We start from the raw sequence: 15,168 nt of genomic DNA on the forward strand, positions 1-15,168 counted from the left end.
GACAACATCAAGATCATTTAGGACTAGATCAACCGATTTATCCTGGAAAAGCAGCAAACTCCTGTCATCACTATAGATGAAGTGAATTTTATCGGGATACCGTTCTCAATAATCTGGAGATGCTGCTCAACATTGAAATGGATTCCAGAGACTAGGCTGTTGCCCTTCTTTCCGGTCTACCTCTCTCTGCGTCCGAGTATCTATGAACCCTTACATCATATGATTGGTTATGAATCAACATAAAGGAAATGACAAAGGCGGAATCCTATATCAATGTCAAACTGAATGGTGCCGGCTGCCCACAAACCGTATTAGAGGAGTTTGAGGCGATTCTCAATTCTGTCCATGGCACTCTCCGTAAATCAACAAACTCTATAACGAAAGCCATTTGGTTGGAAACAGTTCTAATTTAAACATTATAAACAGCGACGCTGTCATGCAGGCAATCAATGACTAAGAAATCGTATAACTTTTGGACTATCATATAATGGGGCTCTAAATTAACATAGGGTTTTAAAAAGGCAGTAGAAATGTTAGAAAATGAACATTCTGCTGCTTTTTATATTGGTCAAACAACATTATTATTATTTTTTATTTTTACTGCGTTTATGTCTCTTCATTCTTAATGATACATCATAACCTGCCATATTAGGTTTAGCATTTTTATTCATACAGTATATAAAGCGATTTCTAAATCTGGCGAAGTTAACGTAGCCATTACCTGTTATCTTAATGAGCTTAACAATAGAATTTCGAGATTTTATGATACCATTCTATAAATGCTTGCCATCAACTACAATAAACGAATTTATGATTTCAACATGCCAATTATTCAACATATTGATCATCTCAATCATTACAGGGACTTATAATTTTTCACTTCCTTCATAAAATCAGAAAAGTCATGGTCTGCATTTTCATAATCACTTACCATATTAAAACATAAGCATAGATTTTTAAATCTATACGCTGCTTTGAGTTCAGGTGATATGTTTAATAACAAATCAAGGAGTTGTGGATAATTGATAAATCTGCGTAGTTGTCGATCTTTGTATTGAAGCAACTAGTGTAATGACTCAATGATTTTTAATAATAATACCACCTCGTTAAGAGGCAGTAGTAAATGTGGGATACAGTGAACTGAGTTTTATTCTGGCTTCACTGGTTCTAAAATGCCAGTTGACCTTTGCTGCCAGTGTATTCCGTTCTGTTTCCCATGCAGACAGTTCGCTGCGTAACAGTCCTATTTCAGCGATGCGGCGGCTGAGGCATTTCTAGTCATTACATGAAGCTCTATTTCAGCAATATCCAGCAACTCCCATACTTTGGGGTATAATGGATCTCCAGCCTTATCAGGATGCGTCTTGCTTCTTACGGTGGATAGCGCTTATACAATGAGAAAGTTTTGTGGTTATCCATCACAAGGACGATTTTTTCAGCATCCGGATACATGTCGTCTGTAATGTATCTGATTTCTTCTGCCCAGTCAAGCGCTGTGCGGTGTTCTCTTACACTTACATGATGCATCCTTCCAGGCGGTTCTATAAAAGCAAATATGCTGACAGTGCCGTTACGGACATATTCGGAATCTGTTTTTCGGTCACTTCTCGGAATCATCGGCAGTAGTTCCCTTGCCTCACCAAGAAGCTGGTATGGTTTTTCATCCATGCATACCACCGGATGTTTCTTATCATAGGGAAGTTCGTAAACGTCAAGAATATCTTCCATACAGCTATGAATTCCGGATCTTTTTTTGCTGGGATGCACCAGTAGTCGTTTTTGTGAGGTTGAAGTTTGTTTTTTTAGGGCCTTGCGGATTGCCTCCCTGCCCACGGGAGTTTCCAAGATCACTTTGGATTCTTTTTCAAGCAGACAGATTGTCCAACGGGAATGCCCCTCCGGAACGGCTCCGCAGGCAAGTTCGATCAGCCGAGCTTCTGTACGTCCGTCATCCTTGCGCCTTGCATTATCTGAATTTATGTTCCTCTTAATTTCAGTAACGGCGTCAATGCCGCCATTCATATATTTCGTCACAGTATTGGTAACCGTTGCCATGCAGACACCATTCGATCTTGCACTTTGTTCATGGGTTAAATCTTTTCCGTGGGATTCGTCCAGATTGAGAATGATCTGGCATCTGCTGCGGATCGTTTTTGATGTTCCTTTCTTACGGATAGAAGATTTCAACGTTTTCAATTCTTTTTCTGTAAGATGGATATTATATTTTTTTTGGTCTTGCCATAGGGATCACTGCCGTTTCTTTTTATCATACATCAGGGCAGCTGTGATTACCAGAAAATTTAATTAAATATCACAAGGTCATAACACTAGTCTGCATACTTATTTTACACTCCCCAACCAGACCAAAAATCTATATTCACAGCTTACTTTATCTGTGACATCAGAGTAACAAGCATTTACGCTCTTATTTATACTTTCAAACAGCATATCTCATCCAGAAATCGAAAATTGCTCTCTATCATAAAATCAGACAGATCATCACCTGCTCCAGTATATATGCTCTTCTCATTGCTGAACAGATCAGTTATCAGAAACACCGAATCATTTACATGTTTCCAACATTTTATGACAATAATTTTCTTGTTATTCATGATAATCTTTTGATTCATCGCATTCTCATACATCATCAAGGCAACTGAGTTTTCTTAGTAATTCCATTGATTAGAATCGGCAATCCTCTGGATAAGATACAACGCTTTGTAAAACTCTAAAAGCGTTATTCCAACTAATCGGTTGTTCAACCTTTTCGAATGAGTTAAAGATATTTTTTTACTGTCCATATAAAAATGCAAAAAAGTGGTTTGCATTTTTATAAATAGTGTGTAGAATGTAGATACAACGAAAGCAAAAAAAGTGAAGGAAACGATGTTACGTGATGATATTCGCTCTCCCCATTATGACATCGATACAAAAAATACATCTTGTATGAAGAATGATATCGGAAAGTTATCGTTCAGTGATAAGGGAGTTATCTGCGGATGATCTTACTTCTGGCATAGAGCTTTCGATATTGGACTACTTTCTTAGTGTGCTGAAAATAGTCAAAATCTATACATGGTGTAACCGTCAACTGATCATCCCCTATCTTGATTTTTTTTGTGGAAGAACACGTCTGTAATTATGATATCCTGGTATGGATTAAAACTAATCCTATACCGGCATGTGGAAAGTACTATCTAAACGATAAAGAATATTGCTTGTATTTTCGGAAATGCACACAATTACATACTACATATCAAAGAGGTCACACATACTGGATCACGCCTACAAATAAATAAACAAGATGTTATATGGTCATCCAACAGTGAAACCACAAGCTATCATAGAGGATCTAGTGCTCAACTCTTCTGAAGAAAGAGATGTGATCCTTGACCCTTTGAGTTGTTCCGGTACGACCGGGGCAGCTACAGTAAGGTATAATCGGTCATTTATAGAAATTGAAAAAGAAAAAAGTATCTTGATATTTCACAAAACAGGATAAATAAAATGAGGCTTTTGTGTTAAACGAATTTACTTTACTTATCATATCTTGTTATAAAAAGCAGAAAAAAGATACTATTTGAAAAAAATGATGAAGTGAAAAGCTAAATTTCACTTCCAAAAGGCGGAAAAAAGTGGAATTATCTTCTACAAAAGTTTATTCAAACCATAAATATAGGGTTCGAAAGAGATTCAACTGAGTAGAAGTAAATAAAAACATGAAGAGAGCTGCTATTGTGCAAATGGTAAAAAAATAAATGGGATAAAAATTTTATTTTATGTGTCTACTTGACAGGGATCAGATCAAGGACGCGGCTCTTTTCATTATCAAACAAAGTGCAAAAAGTCTTGAACTGAATATGACAAAACAGCTGATGGGAAATCAGCTCATTTTATCTTTTTCAAACATTGTATCATAACATTCAGGCATATCATTTAATATGTTTTATCATCACTAAAATCATTTAATTCAGCCAGAACCCATTGTGGAACTTCTTCTTCGCACCCGCATTTCTTGCATTTCATAGATACACTTTTTCTTTATAGTCGCTCATCCTGGTGGATATTGTGTGCAGAAGGATGATATGGAGAAGGCGGATATCATCGTCTTTGGAACATTGGTGTACTTTTATAATATGAGTGCACACTGAAAACACTGATTGATTGCACCTGTCCTCGCTATATGTCATTAGGCAATGAAGATTATATCATCATGACGGCACCAGATGAGGTTTGTACACAGATGCAGCATGTGCTGGAAAGTTTCCGTGGATTATTTGACTGTCATGATGGTATGCGCTGCAGGTGTTATTTATGGCCTGGGGGACATATGAGATGGGGAATATCGATACATGCGTAGCTATGAAGAAAGCCTTTGAAGCAGGAAAACATTATAGAGGTTGTAGAAGTGATATATGAAATCATAACATGTATCACTTTTCTTAATACCAATATTTACCTCATTTGTGAACACGTTATAACGTATTGACGGATTTTTCTATTCATTTTGTATTTTTGGGGTTCATATGCTCATTTCAGACTGTATATAAATAAATTTTAAAATATTTTATATCATCTGTTGACAGCTATGGTTATAACGTGGTATATTTAGGTTATAACAAGTGGGGTGTTAACCATGGGAAAAAAGTTCAGTCTGGACAGAGATTCAAAAGCGCCGATCCATCAGCAGCTCTATCGCTTCATCAAAGAGTGTATTGACGATGGAACATTCAAAGAAAGGGAGGCGATTCCATCCGAAAAAGATATGCAGGAACTCTTCGATATCAGCCGGATTACGGTAAGAAGAGCCATATCAGACCTGGAACATGATGGGTATCTGCGTAAAATACGCGGTAAAGGTACCTTTGTAGAACGTATCAAGAAGGAGAAACCCTTGTCTTCTTTCACGAGTTTCAGTGGAGATGCAAAGGTGAAAGGTGACAAACCGGGTTCTATTATTCTTGCGTGTCGTAAAATGGAAGCAAGTGTTAAAGTAGCGGACAGGCTGCAGATTGAGCCAGGTGAGAGTATCACCTATCTTAAACGTCTGCGTCTGTTGAATGGTAAGATTATCGCTCTGCATGAATCCCATATCAGTTCAAGAATTGGTATTGAGATATGCGAGGATGATTTTGATACAACGACGTCTTTGTATGAATATTTGGAAGAGAATGGCATATCTCTGGGAAGTGCTGATGAGACATTGGAAGTGAAGATGGCCAGTTTTGAACTGCGCAGGGATTTGTTTTTGGAAGAAACACAGCCGCTGGTATACAAAGAGCGCGTCACCTACGACAGTGAAGGACATCCGGTTGAGTTCTCACAAAACTCGTATATAGCGGAAACTTACAAATATTACGTACATATCGTCAATGTGAAAGATGGAGGTAATCGTTCGTGAAACGATATGATTTTCACTCCCATTTGGGAAAGACAAGATCAGGGGATGCCAACAGTGCTGCACAGCTCGTAGAGGATTTGAAGGCATTCGGAATCAGCAAGGTCGGTATCTGTTCCTTATCTGGCAATGGAGTGCGCGCACAGAATGATTTGGTCTATGAGGCCATGTGTGAATTTCCCGAAGTGATTGAAGGATATGCAGATATTGATCCCAAAGCACCTGATGCAATAGATGAAGTACATCGGACATTAGGTGAATGCCATATGAATGGTGTCAAATTCATGCCATGGAAACATGGTTATGCAGCCGAAAACTGCCCAAGCCTTGGTGGTGTGCTGGATGCCATTGGTGAATATGGTGTTCATGTACAAATACATGGAGGGGCAAGCCCGCTGTGTACGCCGTTTGTATGGATTGAACATGCGAAGAAACGCCCGCATATGAAATTTGTGTTCACTCATATTTGTGGCCGTGAATTTGGACACGCATGTATTGAAGCAATCAAGAACCTGGATAATTTCTGGGTGGAAACAAGCGCCAATATGGAAGCAGATATCCTGCAGGAAGCCGTAGATGTATTAGGTTCAAAGCGGATACTGTTCGGTACGGACTGGCCATATAAACCAACAAATATCGAAATACAGAAGCTGTATCATCTGGGACTTGATGAGGATGAGCTTGAAGATGTCTTCTGGCGTAATGCGCAGTTTCTATGGGAGCGATAACGAAACAGGAGGAAGTATGTTATGTCAGTTACAACTATGAGAATTGATGATCGTCTGATTCATGGACAGATCGTAACACGATGGATTGCGGATGCACAGGCAGACACGATTCTGATTGCCGATGATATGGCAGCAGGTGATGCAACACAGCAGATGCTTCTGAAACTTGTGGCACCTGCCAATATCAATCTGCTAATCAAAACGATAAATGAAGCAGCACAGCTGCTGGCATCGAGTGAACTGGATGATAAAAAAGTTCTGCTGATGCTGCGTAACCCTGCAACAGCGTTGGCACTATGCAATTTGGGATTTCATATTGATACCATCAATGTGGGAAATATCAGCAATGCACGTTCAGAAACAGGAAGAAAGAAGCTGTTGAGTTTCATCTTTGTGGAAGCACAGGATGTGGAATGTCTGAAAGCACTGGCAGCCAAAGGTATCCATCTGGATATTCGTGCCGTACCAAATGACAAGAGCATTGATGCAATGGAACTGCTGAAAAAGTATTAACAACATACACAGAACATAACAGTGAAGAAAGGGATAAAAAAATGGAAAATCTATTATTGAAAGCAATTATGGTCAGTATCTTCATGTGGATAACATTCTTTGATAAATATGTCACACAGTTTTTCACATACCGTCCTATCGTGGTAGGACCGATTGTCGGGGCAATCATGGGAGATATCAATATCGGGCTGCAGGTCGGCTGTACAATTGAGCTGATGTTTCTGGGGCAGGTATTTGTTGGTACGGCGCTGCCTCCAGAAGAGACCTTCTCAACTGGTATTGCTGCCGCATTCGCATGTATATCCGGTAATCAGCAGCTTGCACTTGCGACGGCATTACCATTAGCGATACTTGGTCAGATGGGTATGTATTTCCGTAACATGGCATTGTGTGTATGGACACAGCATCGCATGGAAGCTGCTGTTGAGCGTGGAAGTAAAATTGGTATCATCATGAATACACAGGTGTGGCCGAATATCTTCAATCTAATTTTGTTTGTCATTCCGACTTTCATGGCAATCTACTTTGGGGCTGATGCTGTACAGGCAATCATTGATGCTGTACCAAAGGTGATTATTGATGGTCTTGCTGTTGGTGGTGGTATGATCGGTGCTGTTGGACTGGCATTATTGTTACAATCCATCAATGTAAAAGGAATTTGGTATTATTTCATCATAGGATTCTTTTTCTCAAGTTTTTTGAAAATTGGAAACATCGGAATCACACTGGTTGCAGTTGTCTGTGTCGCTATGGCGTACTACAATGACAATAAGCAGGAAGCATAAGGAAAGGGGTATATGGACATGGCTGAAATTAATACAAAACTTACAAAAAAAGATTTATGGAAACTGTTCTTCTATTCTGAAGGATTTGTTACCGGCTTCAACTATGAAAAACAGGAAGCCCCTGGATTCGTCTTCTCCATGATTCCGGTGCTGGAAAAAGTATACAGCGATCCAGAAGAGAAAAAAGACGCGTATCGTAGACATACAGAACTGTTCCTTACAGAAGCGCGTCTTTCTCACTTCGTCATTGGTTTAACAGCCGCAATGGAAGAACGCAATGCCAATGAACATGACTTTGATCCTGTCAGTATCGGTGCCATTAAATCAGCACTTATGGGACCTCTCGCTGGCATTGGTGATTCCCTGTATCATGGAACACTGCGTCCGATCATGGCAGGTTTGGCTATCTCCATGGTTATCGCCAGCAATTATACAAGTGTTCTAGGGCCTGTTATCTTTGTTGCTGTTATGGCAATCGTAGGTCAGGTAATACGTTACATCGGTATTTTCAAAGGCTATGAAAAAGGAGTCGCATTTGTAGGTGCCATGCAGAGCAGTGGTATGATTTCCAAGATGACACGTTATGCAGGTATTGCTGCTTATGTTGTCATTGGTGGCTTCGTAAGTAACTTTGTTTCTATGTCAATTCCATGGTCTTATATGGCTGGTGAGACAGAGGTAAGTATTCAGACGACACTGGATAGAATGGTTCCAGGTCTTCTGCCTGTATTATATACATTGCTGATGCTATGGCTGATGAAGAAAAAGAAAGCCAATCCAATTCTGCTGATGCTGTTGACCATGGCAGTTGGTGTCATCGGTTATGCATGCGGTATCCTGGCTTCATAAGGTATTCGATATGATAATCGATTATCACGCACATCTGAAATGGAACCGTGACAGCGATACTTATGATGTCGAAAGCTGTCTCCATGATATGGATGAAAATAAAATTGATATGAGAATGATATCTGCCCTTGAAGGGTATGATATCGTTCATCAGAATAATGTGGTTGCTGAAGCAATAAAACAGCATCCTGATAAACTGATCGGCTGTGCAGTTTTGAATCCGAAGGAACGTGATGTGATGAAAGAACTGCATCGGGTGATTGATATGGGTGTGTTTTCTGCGATAGAGCTAGACTCTAATGAACACTGTTACTTTCCGGAAATTGCACCTCATATGGAAGAAATTATGACAGTCTGTGAAGAAAAAGGTATCATTGTCAACGTGTTTACGGGATGGGGTTGTCGCACCATGCCGGCACAGTGGGCATTCTATGCGGATCGTCATCCAGATCTTGTTATGGTTCTTCTGCATATGGGGACCACGGACTTTGGATATGGATGTGTGGAACTGGTAAAGAATCGCAAAAATCTGTTTGTTGAGACATCCTGCATGTATGAATTTCCTATTCTGCGCAAAGCATTTGCCAACATACCACAGGACAAGTTTTTGTTCGGCACCCATTATCCACATAAATTCAGCGATTGTTCCATTCACACATTTGATCTTCTGAAAATGGAATCATCGCTTTCAGAAGCGTTATATAACAAAAACGCACAGCGTCTTCTTCACTTATAGGACGTGTAAGCAAGGAGGATATATATGTATAGCAAAGAAGAAATGAGGGAACTGCTGCCTTCTGCTGCGGTATCAAAATTTGATGATATCGTATACAGTCGTGTGCTCGGCGCTAATGCCCATACCCGCCTGATTCAGAAGATCCTTCTGGATATTGCGGATCAGGATCTGGACAGTGAGGAAATGCTGACTCTTTTAGGGAAGTGTGCACAGTTCTTTAAGGATACCAGAGGGCAGAACAGTCGTGCCATTTACAATGCCATTATGATATTTACACGAGGATATGAACATCTTCATGGTCATGATGTAGAAGAAATACGACAGATTGTCAAAGAACAGATTACAGCGTATGATAAACAGGCAAAAAAGGATACAGAAACATTAGTATCTTATGGTGTACATCTTTGTGAAAATATGGAATCTATTATGATATTCGATTATTCAAGTACTGTAGATGCTTTTGTATCCGCACTGCCTTCTGGGCGTCACATTTATATCTGTGAAAGCAGGGCACTTGATGGCGGACGTCCGTTTGTGAAAAATGCACTTGCAAGTGGTCACCATGTCCACTTCATTCCAGATACAACAATGCTGTCTGCCATGAAAAAATGTCAGGCTGTCTTCATAGGAGCAGAAACGATCTATCCGGATGGTACGGTATTCAACACGATCGGTTCTGATATCGTTGCGATGCTTTGCGTCACCATACATAAACCACTCTATGTGTTGACTCCGCTGATCAAGCTTGATATGCGTCCGCTGGAAGGTTATGTACGCTGCTCTGCCATGCCATTTGACTATGGTGAACGACTTGCATCTCATTGGGATGAGGATGTCCGCTCAAATGTAGATTTCAGCGGATTCAAACTTTTGGAAATTGAAGCTGAAATGATTCGTGGCTATATAACTGAAAAAGGCATATTGCCTCCTTCTGGACTGTATGTGGAAGCCAGGGCGTATGCAAAAGAACTGGAGGAACGTCAATGAGTATAAAAAAAACAAATTTTCCATTAGCCCTTTGTATGATTCAGCCGGAACCATGCCCTGGAAGTTATCGCAATACTGGTATGTCTTTTCAGGAAGTTATGGATATTAGTATCAAGGAAGTGGAAATGATACAGAACACCGGTTTTGACGGCTATATCATACAGAATCGTAATGATGCACCTGTAAAGCAGATAGCATCCCCCGAAACGATTGCCTATATGAGTGTGCTTTCTTATGAACTAAAACGCCGCTTTCCCAACATGATTCAGGGAATTCTGATTGATTGGGATGGTGTAGCATCACTTGCTGTTGCAGATGCGGTACAGGCAGATTTCATACGGATAGAACATACTTATACTGGTATGGAAGTAGGATATGCAGGATTGATGCATGCACAGTGTGTGGATGTATGCATGATGCGCAAACGTCTTGGATCTCGTATTCCTGTATATGCAGATGTACAGGAAATACATTATGAACAGATTGGTGGAAAGAAGATTGTCGATGCTGCATGGGACAGTGTACAGAATGCCTTTGCGGATGGACTGTTCATCGGTGGGCGCACGACAGAGGAGAGCATGCAGATCTATCATGATGTGCGCAAACGTCTTGGTGATGATGTACCGCTGTTTCTCAGTGCTGGATCCAATGGTGATAACATCAGAGAAATACTGACCTGTTATGATGGTGTGAGCGTAGGGACATGGGTCAAGAATGGAAATATGAAAAATCCGATTGATCCTGAAAAAGCACGCATCTTCATGGACGGCGTAAAAGAAGCACGCAGACTGCGTAATAACAGATAAAAAGATGTATTCCCTTTTTATCTTCCATAAGAAAGGATAAGACATATTGCATGTGTCAGGTAACAATATGAATATGGAAATTATTATCATGGGACATGGTCACTTTGCTAGTGGGTTGTACAGTACGCTGGAACTGATTGGCGGTGAACAAGAACATGTGGCATGGATCGATTTTACAGAAGATAAAGATATGGATGGACTGCTGGAAGAACTCAAAGAGACAGCTGACAAGATGAGTGAATGTGATAATGTGCTGATTGCGTGTGATTTAGATGGTGGTACGCCTTATAAGACCGCACTGTTATATAGTATGCAACATCAAGATGTAGAAATCGTCTCTGGTATCAGTTTTCCATTTCTGCTGGAACTCTCTCTGACAAGAGATATTGTGGATGATATGGATACATTACTGGAAACGACCATGAACAGTGCTAGAACTGCCATGAAGCGATTTGATCTTTCACAGATGGGCATGTGATATGAAAACATGTATTCATCAGGGTATCATACTGCTGGAAAATGGTGAATTTACTGGCGATATTGTATTTGAAGACGAAAAAATCTTAGCTCTTGGAGAGAATCTTGTGGATATGGCAGATTATGTTGTTGATGTATCCGGCTGTTATGTGTTTGCTGGAGGCATCGATGAACATACACATTTTGGTTCCTTTAACAGCTGTTCTTTTGAGACATCAGAAGCAGCTGCCCTTGGTGGTACGACAACAGTTGTTGATTTCGTCGATCAGGAAAAAGGACAGTCGCTGAAAGAGGCGCTGATGTCACAGCAGGAAAAGGCAGCGCGTTATCCTTATATTGATGTTGCTTTTCACAGCATGTTGATGGATATACGCGAGGAAGTCATCGAAGAAATTCAGGAACTGCCTGGATATGGCGTTTCTGCGTTAAAGGTATTTACGGCCTATAAAGGGACACCATACTATGCAGATGATGCATCTATACTGCGTGTTATGCAGAAGATTCGAAACAGTGGACTGTTGCTGATGGTACATGCGGAGAATGCGGATATGATTGCCTGCAGAACAGAAGATCTACTTAAAGAAGGTTGTATTGCGCCAAAATATCATGCTGATGCTCGAGATGTACAGAGTGAGGCAGAAATGGTAGAGCGAATGATTGCTTATGCAAAATGGTGTGATATTCCAATCTTTTTTGTGCATATTTCCACAAAAGAGGCTCTTTTAAAAATCATGAATGCAAAACGCGAGGGGCAGCCTGTATTTTGTGAAACATGTACCCATTATTTGATATTGAATGAAGATGATCTTGCAAAAGAGGGACTTCTGGGTGCACGTTATATATGCTCACCTCCACTGCGTAAAGAACAAGATCAAGATGCATTGTGGCATGGAATTCATGAACATATGATTGAGGCTGTAAGTTCTGATCATTGTGCAGTTAGCGGCGGATATAAAAAGAAGATCGAAGCGTATCATGATTTCTCTAAAGTACCTAATGGTGCGCCAGGTGTGCAACATCGTCTACAGATGTTGTGGAGTGAAGGGGTCTGTAAACAGCGCATCAGCAAACAAGAGTTTGTACAGATGTTCTCTTCTGGACCAGCTGATGTATGCGGAATTACAAAGAAAGGAAGACTTCAGCCCGGTTACGATGCAGATATCGTTATTTATGACCCTGAAGGCCATCAAACTCTGCAAGACAGTGATGCACATGAAGGCATCGATTATGCAACTTTTGCCGGACATGAAGTCTTTGGCAAGATACGTGCAGTCTATCTGAGAGGTATACAGATTGTGAACCATAATGAGTATATAGGAAAGGGAACAGGCAGAATCATAAAATTACAGTCATCCCTGTGTTATGGATATAGAGAAAAGGATAACGGTCAGTGACTGTTATTCTTTTTATAAATTGGAGGTGAGAGTTATAACGATTACTCTGAATATTATATGTAATAGCGTACAAAAGGTGCAGATGATACAACACTTGAAATTAAAGAATTATAATGATAGAACAGCGAGCGGACATCATTTTTGGCAGAGTTCGGGTAAGATCGGGCTTTTATTTTTGAACATTCACATAATTTCACACAAAATTATTAAAAGTAAATATTGAAAATGTATCTTTATATGAATATAATATAGTTGCTTATATTCTAATCTAATCTAAGCGCTTATCGTCAGAAAGAGATACCTATCATTGATACAATGAGGGTATCTCTTTTTCTGTCTCTTTTATCCAAAAAAAGGAGGAACATAAACAAAATGCTAAATGCAGGGATTATTAGAAAGACAGAATTAAAAAGAAATTACATGATGGCTACAGATAACCAAAATAGAAAAGCCATCGTTGTCATGGAGAATACGATAAAAAAAACAAAGCTGCAATCTTATCTACAAATAAATAATTATCAGCCACATAATATATGTTTCATACAGAAGGGAAATAACTACCCTACTATTCTTATCGCGATGATCCACAGCTTCCGCCCAGATGATCTAATCGTATTACGTGCGGATGAATTATCGTCGGATCCTGCGGCTGTGCAGGACATTCTCGACATATCGTTCCGTATGAAAATAAGAGTCATTTCTATCCTAGATCGCATTACGGTCAAGGCTCAAGGTGCTTATCTACGAAAGATGGAACATATGACTTTCACAAGTGTTGTCAGACAGAGGACCGGCAATTTCTGGAGAGCCGACATTTATGATAAATTAGGGATAGAAAATAAAGAGATAAAAAAGAAAAAGCGAATCGGCATATATTGTCGTGTATCCACCAGAGAACAGACGCTCGGCTACTCCATAGATAATCAAAAAAATAAATGCCAGGACTATATGCATTTATTTAATGATGATTATACTGAGGCGGTGTTGTATATAGATGAAGGACATTCTGCTTCGACACTTGAGCGTCCTAGCATCAAACAAATGCTGCAGGATGTCAGGGATCGAAAGCTGGATGAGATTATCATTTACAAACTAGATCGTTTGACCAGGAATGTGATCGATACATATGAACTCCTGAATATGTTTGCAAATAATGATGTGAACCTTGTAGCAGTCATGGATAATCTGGATATCACTACAGCGAATGGAAAACTAGTCGTCGGCATCCTTGCTATCTTTGCCCAATGGGAAAGAGAAACGATTGTCGAGAGAACAAATGACGGTCTGTTGCAGATGGCAATGGAAGGAAAATATCCGAAAAGTGGGGTCCTTCTTGGTTATTCTAAAGATAAAGAAAAATATCTAACCATCAATGAAGAGACGGCCCCTATCATAAAAAGCATATTCATGTATGCCAAAGCCGGCTATCCACTGTCTGATATACGAATAAAGATCAAGGAAATATACGATTACAAATTACGCACGGATCGAATAAAAAGAATTATTTTTGAAAATGGATATTATGGTGAATTTACCTATAAAGACTATGTCTTCCCCGATGTGATGCAAGCAATCGTTAGTAAAGAGGATGCAATGGAAGCTAAAAAAGTAGTCGGAAAAAGAAGCGTTGCATACGGTAAAGAACAAAATAAATTTTATTATAGAAATAAAATAACGTGTAAGAACTGCGGAAATATCTTAGGCGGTATTCCAACATATAAGAGGAATAAAAAATATTATTACTATTATTGTAAAAAGTGCAATCAGAGGATCAACCAGGATGTGATTTGTCATCAGGCAATACATGATATGATCACGCATATAGATAAAGCAGATTATACAAGAGAAGCAGAAGATATTCTAAGAGATATCAATAGACTGCAGCGTAAGCTTAAAACGGTCTCCAGACAATATGCAGAAGATTTCCTCTCGGATGAAGCATACGATACTATCGTAAAATCCATCAATTTAAAATTAAATAAAGAGAAAGCAAGGTTCGGAAAAATAAAGATCGTAAATGGTTATAATTGGAATGAGCTGTCAGACAGTGAAAAACGAGGATTTATCGAACAGACTATATTAACGATGTATGTTGATTTAAGTAAAAAAGAAATCATTAAAATCGAATATCATGAGAATGATAATGAGAAAAAGTGACTATTTTGAAAAAAAGTATGGTAAATTGACATGAATCATGGTATAGTATTCATGACGATAAGCCAAGGGTTAGAAAAGAATATAGGTAGATACAAAAGAGTCAGAAATATAAAAATACTATATATGGTTCGTATATGTAACGCATGTGGCACCATTTAAACCATACCTCATACATGAATTTGTGTGAGTTTTTATTTGTTGCATATAAAAGGCACACTCTGTATGGATGATTAAGAACCATCTTTTGCGTAGTGTGCTTTTTTATGTGCTTGCGTACGGGTTGGGATAATACATGATTTCTATTCTTTACTTTTTTAAACATACAAAACGAGCCTTAT

13 protein-coding genes and 1 pseudogene are annotated in these 15,168 nt (G+C 39.3%); 12 read left to right on the plus strand and 2 right to left on the minus strand.

The annotated features are described in order from the left end of the window. Window positions 1–1,371: 1,371 nt before the first annotated feature. Window positions 1,372–1,668 carry a hypothetical protein gene (locus G4D54_07440; GenBank protein QJA02269.1) on the minus strand — a complete coding sequence of 99 codons (297 nt, stop codon included), beginning with the start codon at window positions 1,666–1,668 and terminating at the stop codon, window positions 1,372–1,374. Window positions 1,669–1,732: 64 nt separating this feature from the next. Continuing rightward, window positions 1,733–2,217 (minus strand): annotated as a pseudogene (locus G4D54_07445) (helix-turn-helix domain-containing protein). Between the two features lie 1,087 nt (window positions 2,218–3,304). On the opposite strand from G4D54_07445, the gene G4D54_07450 reads away from it, so the two are divergent. The 12 genes from G4D54_07450 to G4D54_07505 all read left to right on the plus strand — a co-directional run bounded on the left by G4D54_07450 (window position 3,305) and on the right by G4D54_07505 (window position 14,830). Then, window positions 3,305–3,502 carry a site-specific DNA-methyltransferase gene (locus G4D54_07450; GenBank protein ID QJA02270.1) on the plus strand — a complete coding sequence of 66 codons (198 nt, stop codon included), beginning with the start codon at window positions 3,305–3,307 and terminating at the stop codon, window positions 3,500–3,502. Window positions 3,503–4,636: 1,134 nt separating this feature from the next. Beyond that, window positions 4,637–5,401, plus strand: a complete 765-nt coding sequence (locus tag G4D54_07455) for a GntR family transcriptional regulator (protein ID QJA02271.1) — start codon at window positions 4,637–4,639, stop codon at window positions 5,399–5,401. Next, complete coding sequence (locus tag G4D54_07460; protein ID QJA02272.1) at window positions 5,398–6,126, plus strand: amidohydrolase; 729 nt, start codon at window positions 5,398–5,400, stop codon at window positions 6,124–6,126. The genes G4D54_07455 and G4D54_07460 overlap by 4 nt, the downstream gene beginning before the upstream one ends. A gap of 21 nt (window positions 6,127–6,147) precedes the next feature. Continuing rightward, window positions 6,148–6,639 carry a PTS sugar transporter subunit IIB gene (locus G4D54_07465; protein QJA02273.1) on the plus strand — a complete coding sequence of 164 codons (492 nt, stop codon included), beginning with the start codon at window positions 6,148–6,150 and terminating at the stop codon, window positions 6,637–6,639. A gap of 41 nt (window positions 6,640–6,680) precedes the next feature. Next, on the plus strand, window positions 6,681–7,424 hold the full coding sequence (locus tag G4D54_07470; protein QJA02274.1) for a PTS sugar transporter subunit IIC: 744 nt from the start codon (window positions 6,681–6,683) through the stop codon (window positions 7,422–7,424). A gap of 18 nt (window positions 7,425–7,442) precedes the next feature. Next, on the plus strand, window positions 7,443–8,273 hold the full coding sequence (locus G4D54_07475) for a PTS system mannose/fructose/sorbose family transporter subunit IID (protein ID QJA02275.1): 831 nt from the start codon (window positions 7,443–7,445) through the stop codon (window positions 8,271–8,273). Then, window positions 8,248–9,009, plus strand: coding sequence for an amidohydrolase (locus G4D54_07480; GenBank protein QJA02276.1), 762 nt, complete (start codon window positions 8,248–8,250; stop codon window positions 9,007–9,009). Before G4D54_07475 ends, G4D54_07480 begins: the two co-directional genes overlap by 26 nt. A gap of 24 nt (window positions 9,010–9,033) precedes the next feature. Beyond that, window positions 9,034–9,996 (plus strand): translation initiation factor eIF-2B, encoded by a 963-nt coding sequence (locus G4D54_07485; protein ID QJA02277.1) that lies wholly within the window; start codon window positions 9,034–9,036, stop codon window positions 9,994–9,996. Beyond that, on the plus strand, window positions 9,993–10,802 hold the full coding sequence (locus G4D54_07490; GenBank protein ID QJA02278.1) for a BtpA/SgcQ family protein: 810 nt from the start codon (window positions 9,993–9,995) through the stop codon (window positions 10,800–10,802). Before G4D54_07485 ends, G4D54_07490 begins: the two co-directional genes overlap by 4 nt. 67 nt (window positions 10,803–10,869) lie before the next feature. Continuing rightward, window positions 10,870–11,280 (plus strand): PTS sugar transporter subunit IIA, encoded by a 411-nt coding sequence (locus G4D54_07495; protein QJA02279.1) that lies wholly within the window; start codon window positions 10,870–10,872, stop codon window positions 11,278–11,280. Between the two features lies 1 nt (window position 11,281). Then, the gene (gene hydA, locus G4D54_07500) at window positions 11,282–12,673 is read left to right on the plus strand and encodes a dihydropyrimidinase (GenBank protein QJA02280.1); all 1,392 of its coding nucleotides are present in this window, start codon (window positions 11,282–11,284) and stop codon (window positions 12,671–12,673) included. Window positions 12,674–13,252: 579 nt separating this feature from the next. Next, window positions 13,253–14,830, plus strand: coding sequence for a recombinase family protein (locus G4D54_07505; protein QJA05168.1), 1,578 nt, complete (start codon window positions 13,253–13,255; stop codon window positions 14,828–14,830). Window positions 14,831–15,168: the final 338 nt, after the last annotated feature.

This window comes from [Clostridium] innocuum (genome assembly GCA_012317185.1).
Taxonomy (GTDB): Bacteria; Bacillota_I; Bacilli_A; order Erysipelotrichales; family Erysipelotrichaceae; genus Clostridium_AQ; species Clostridium_AQ innocuum.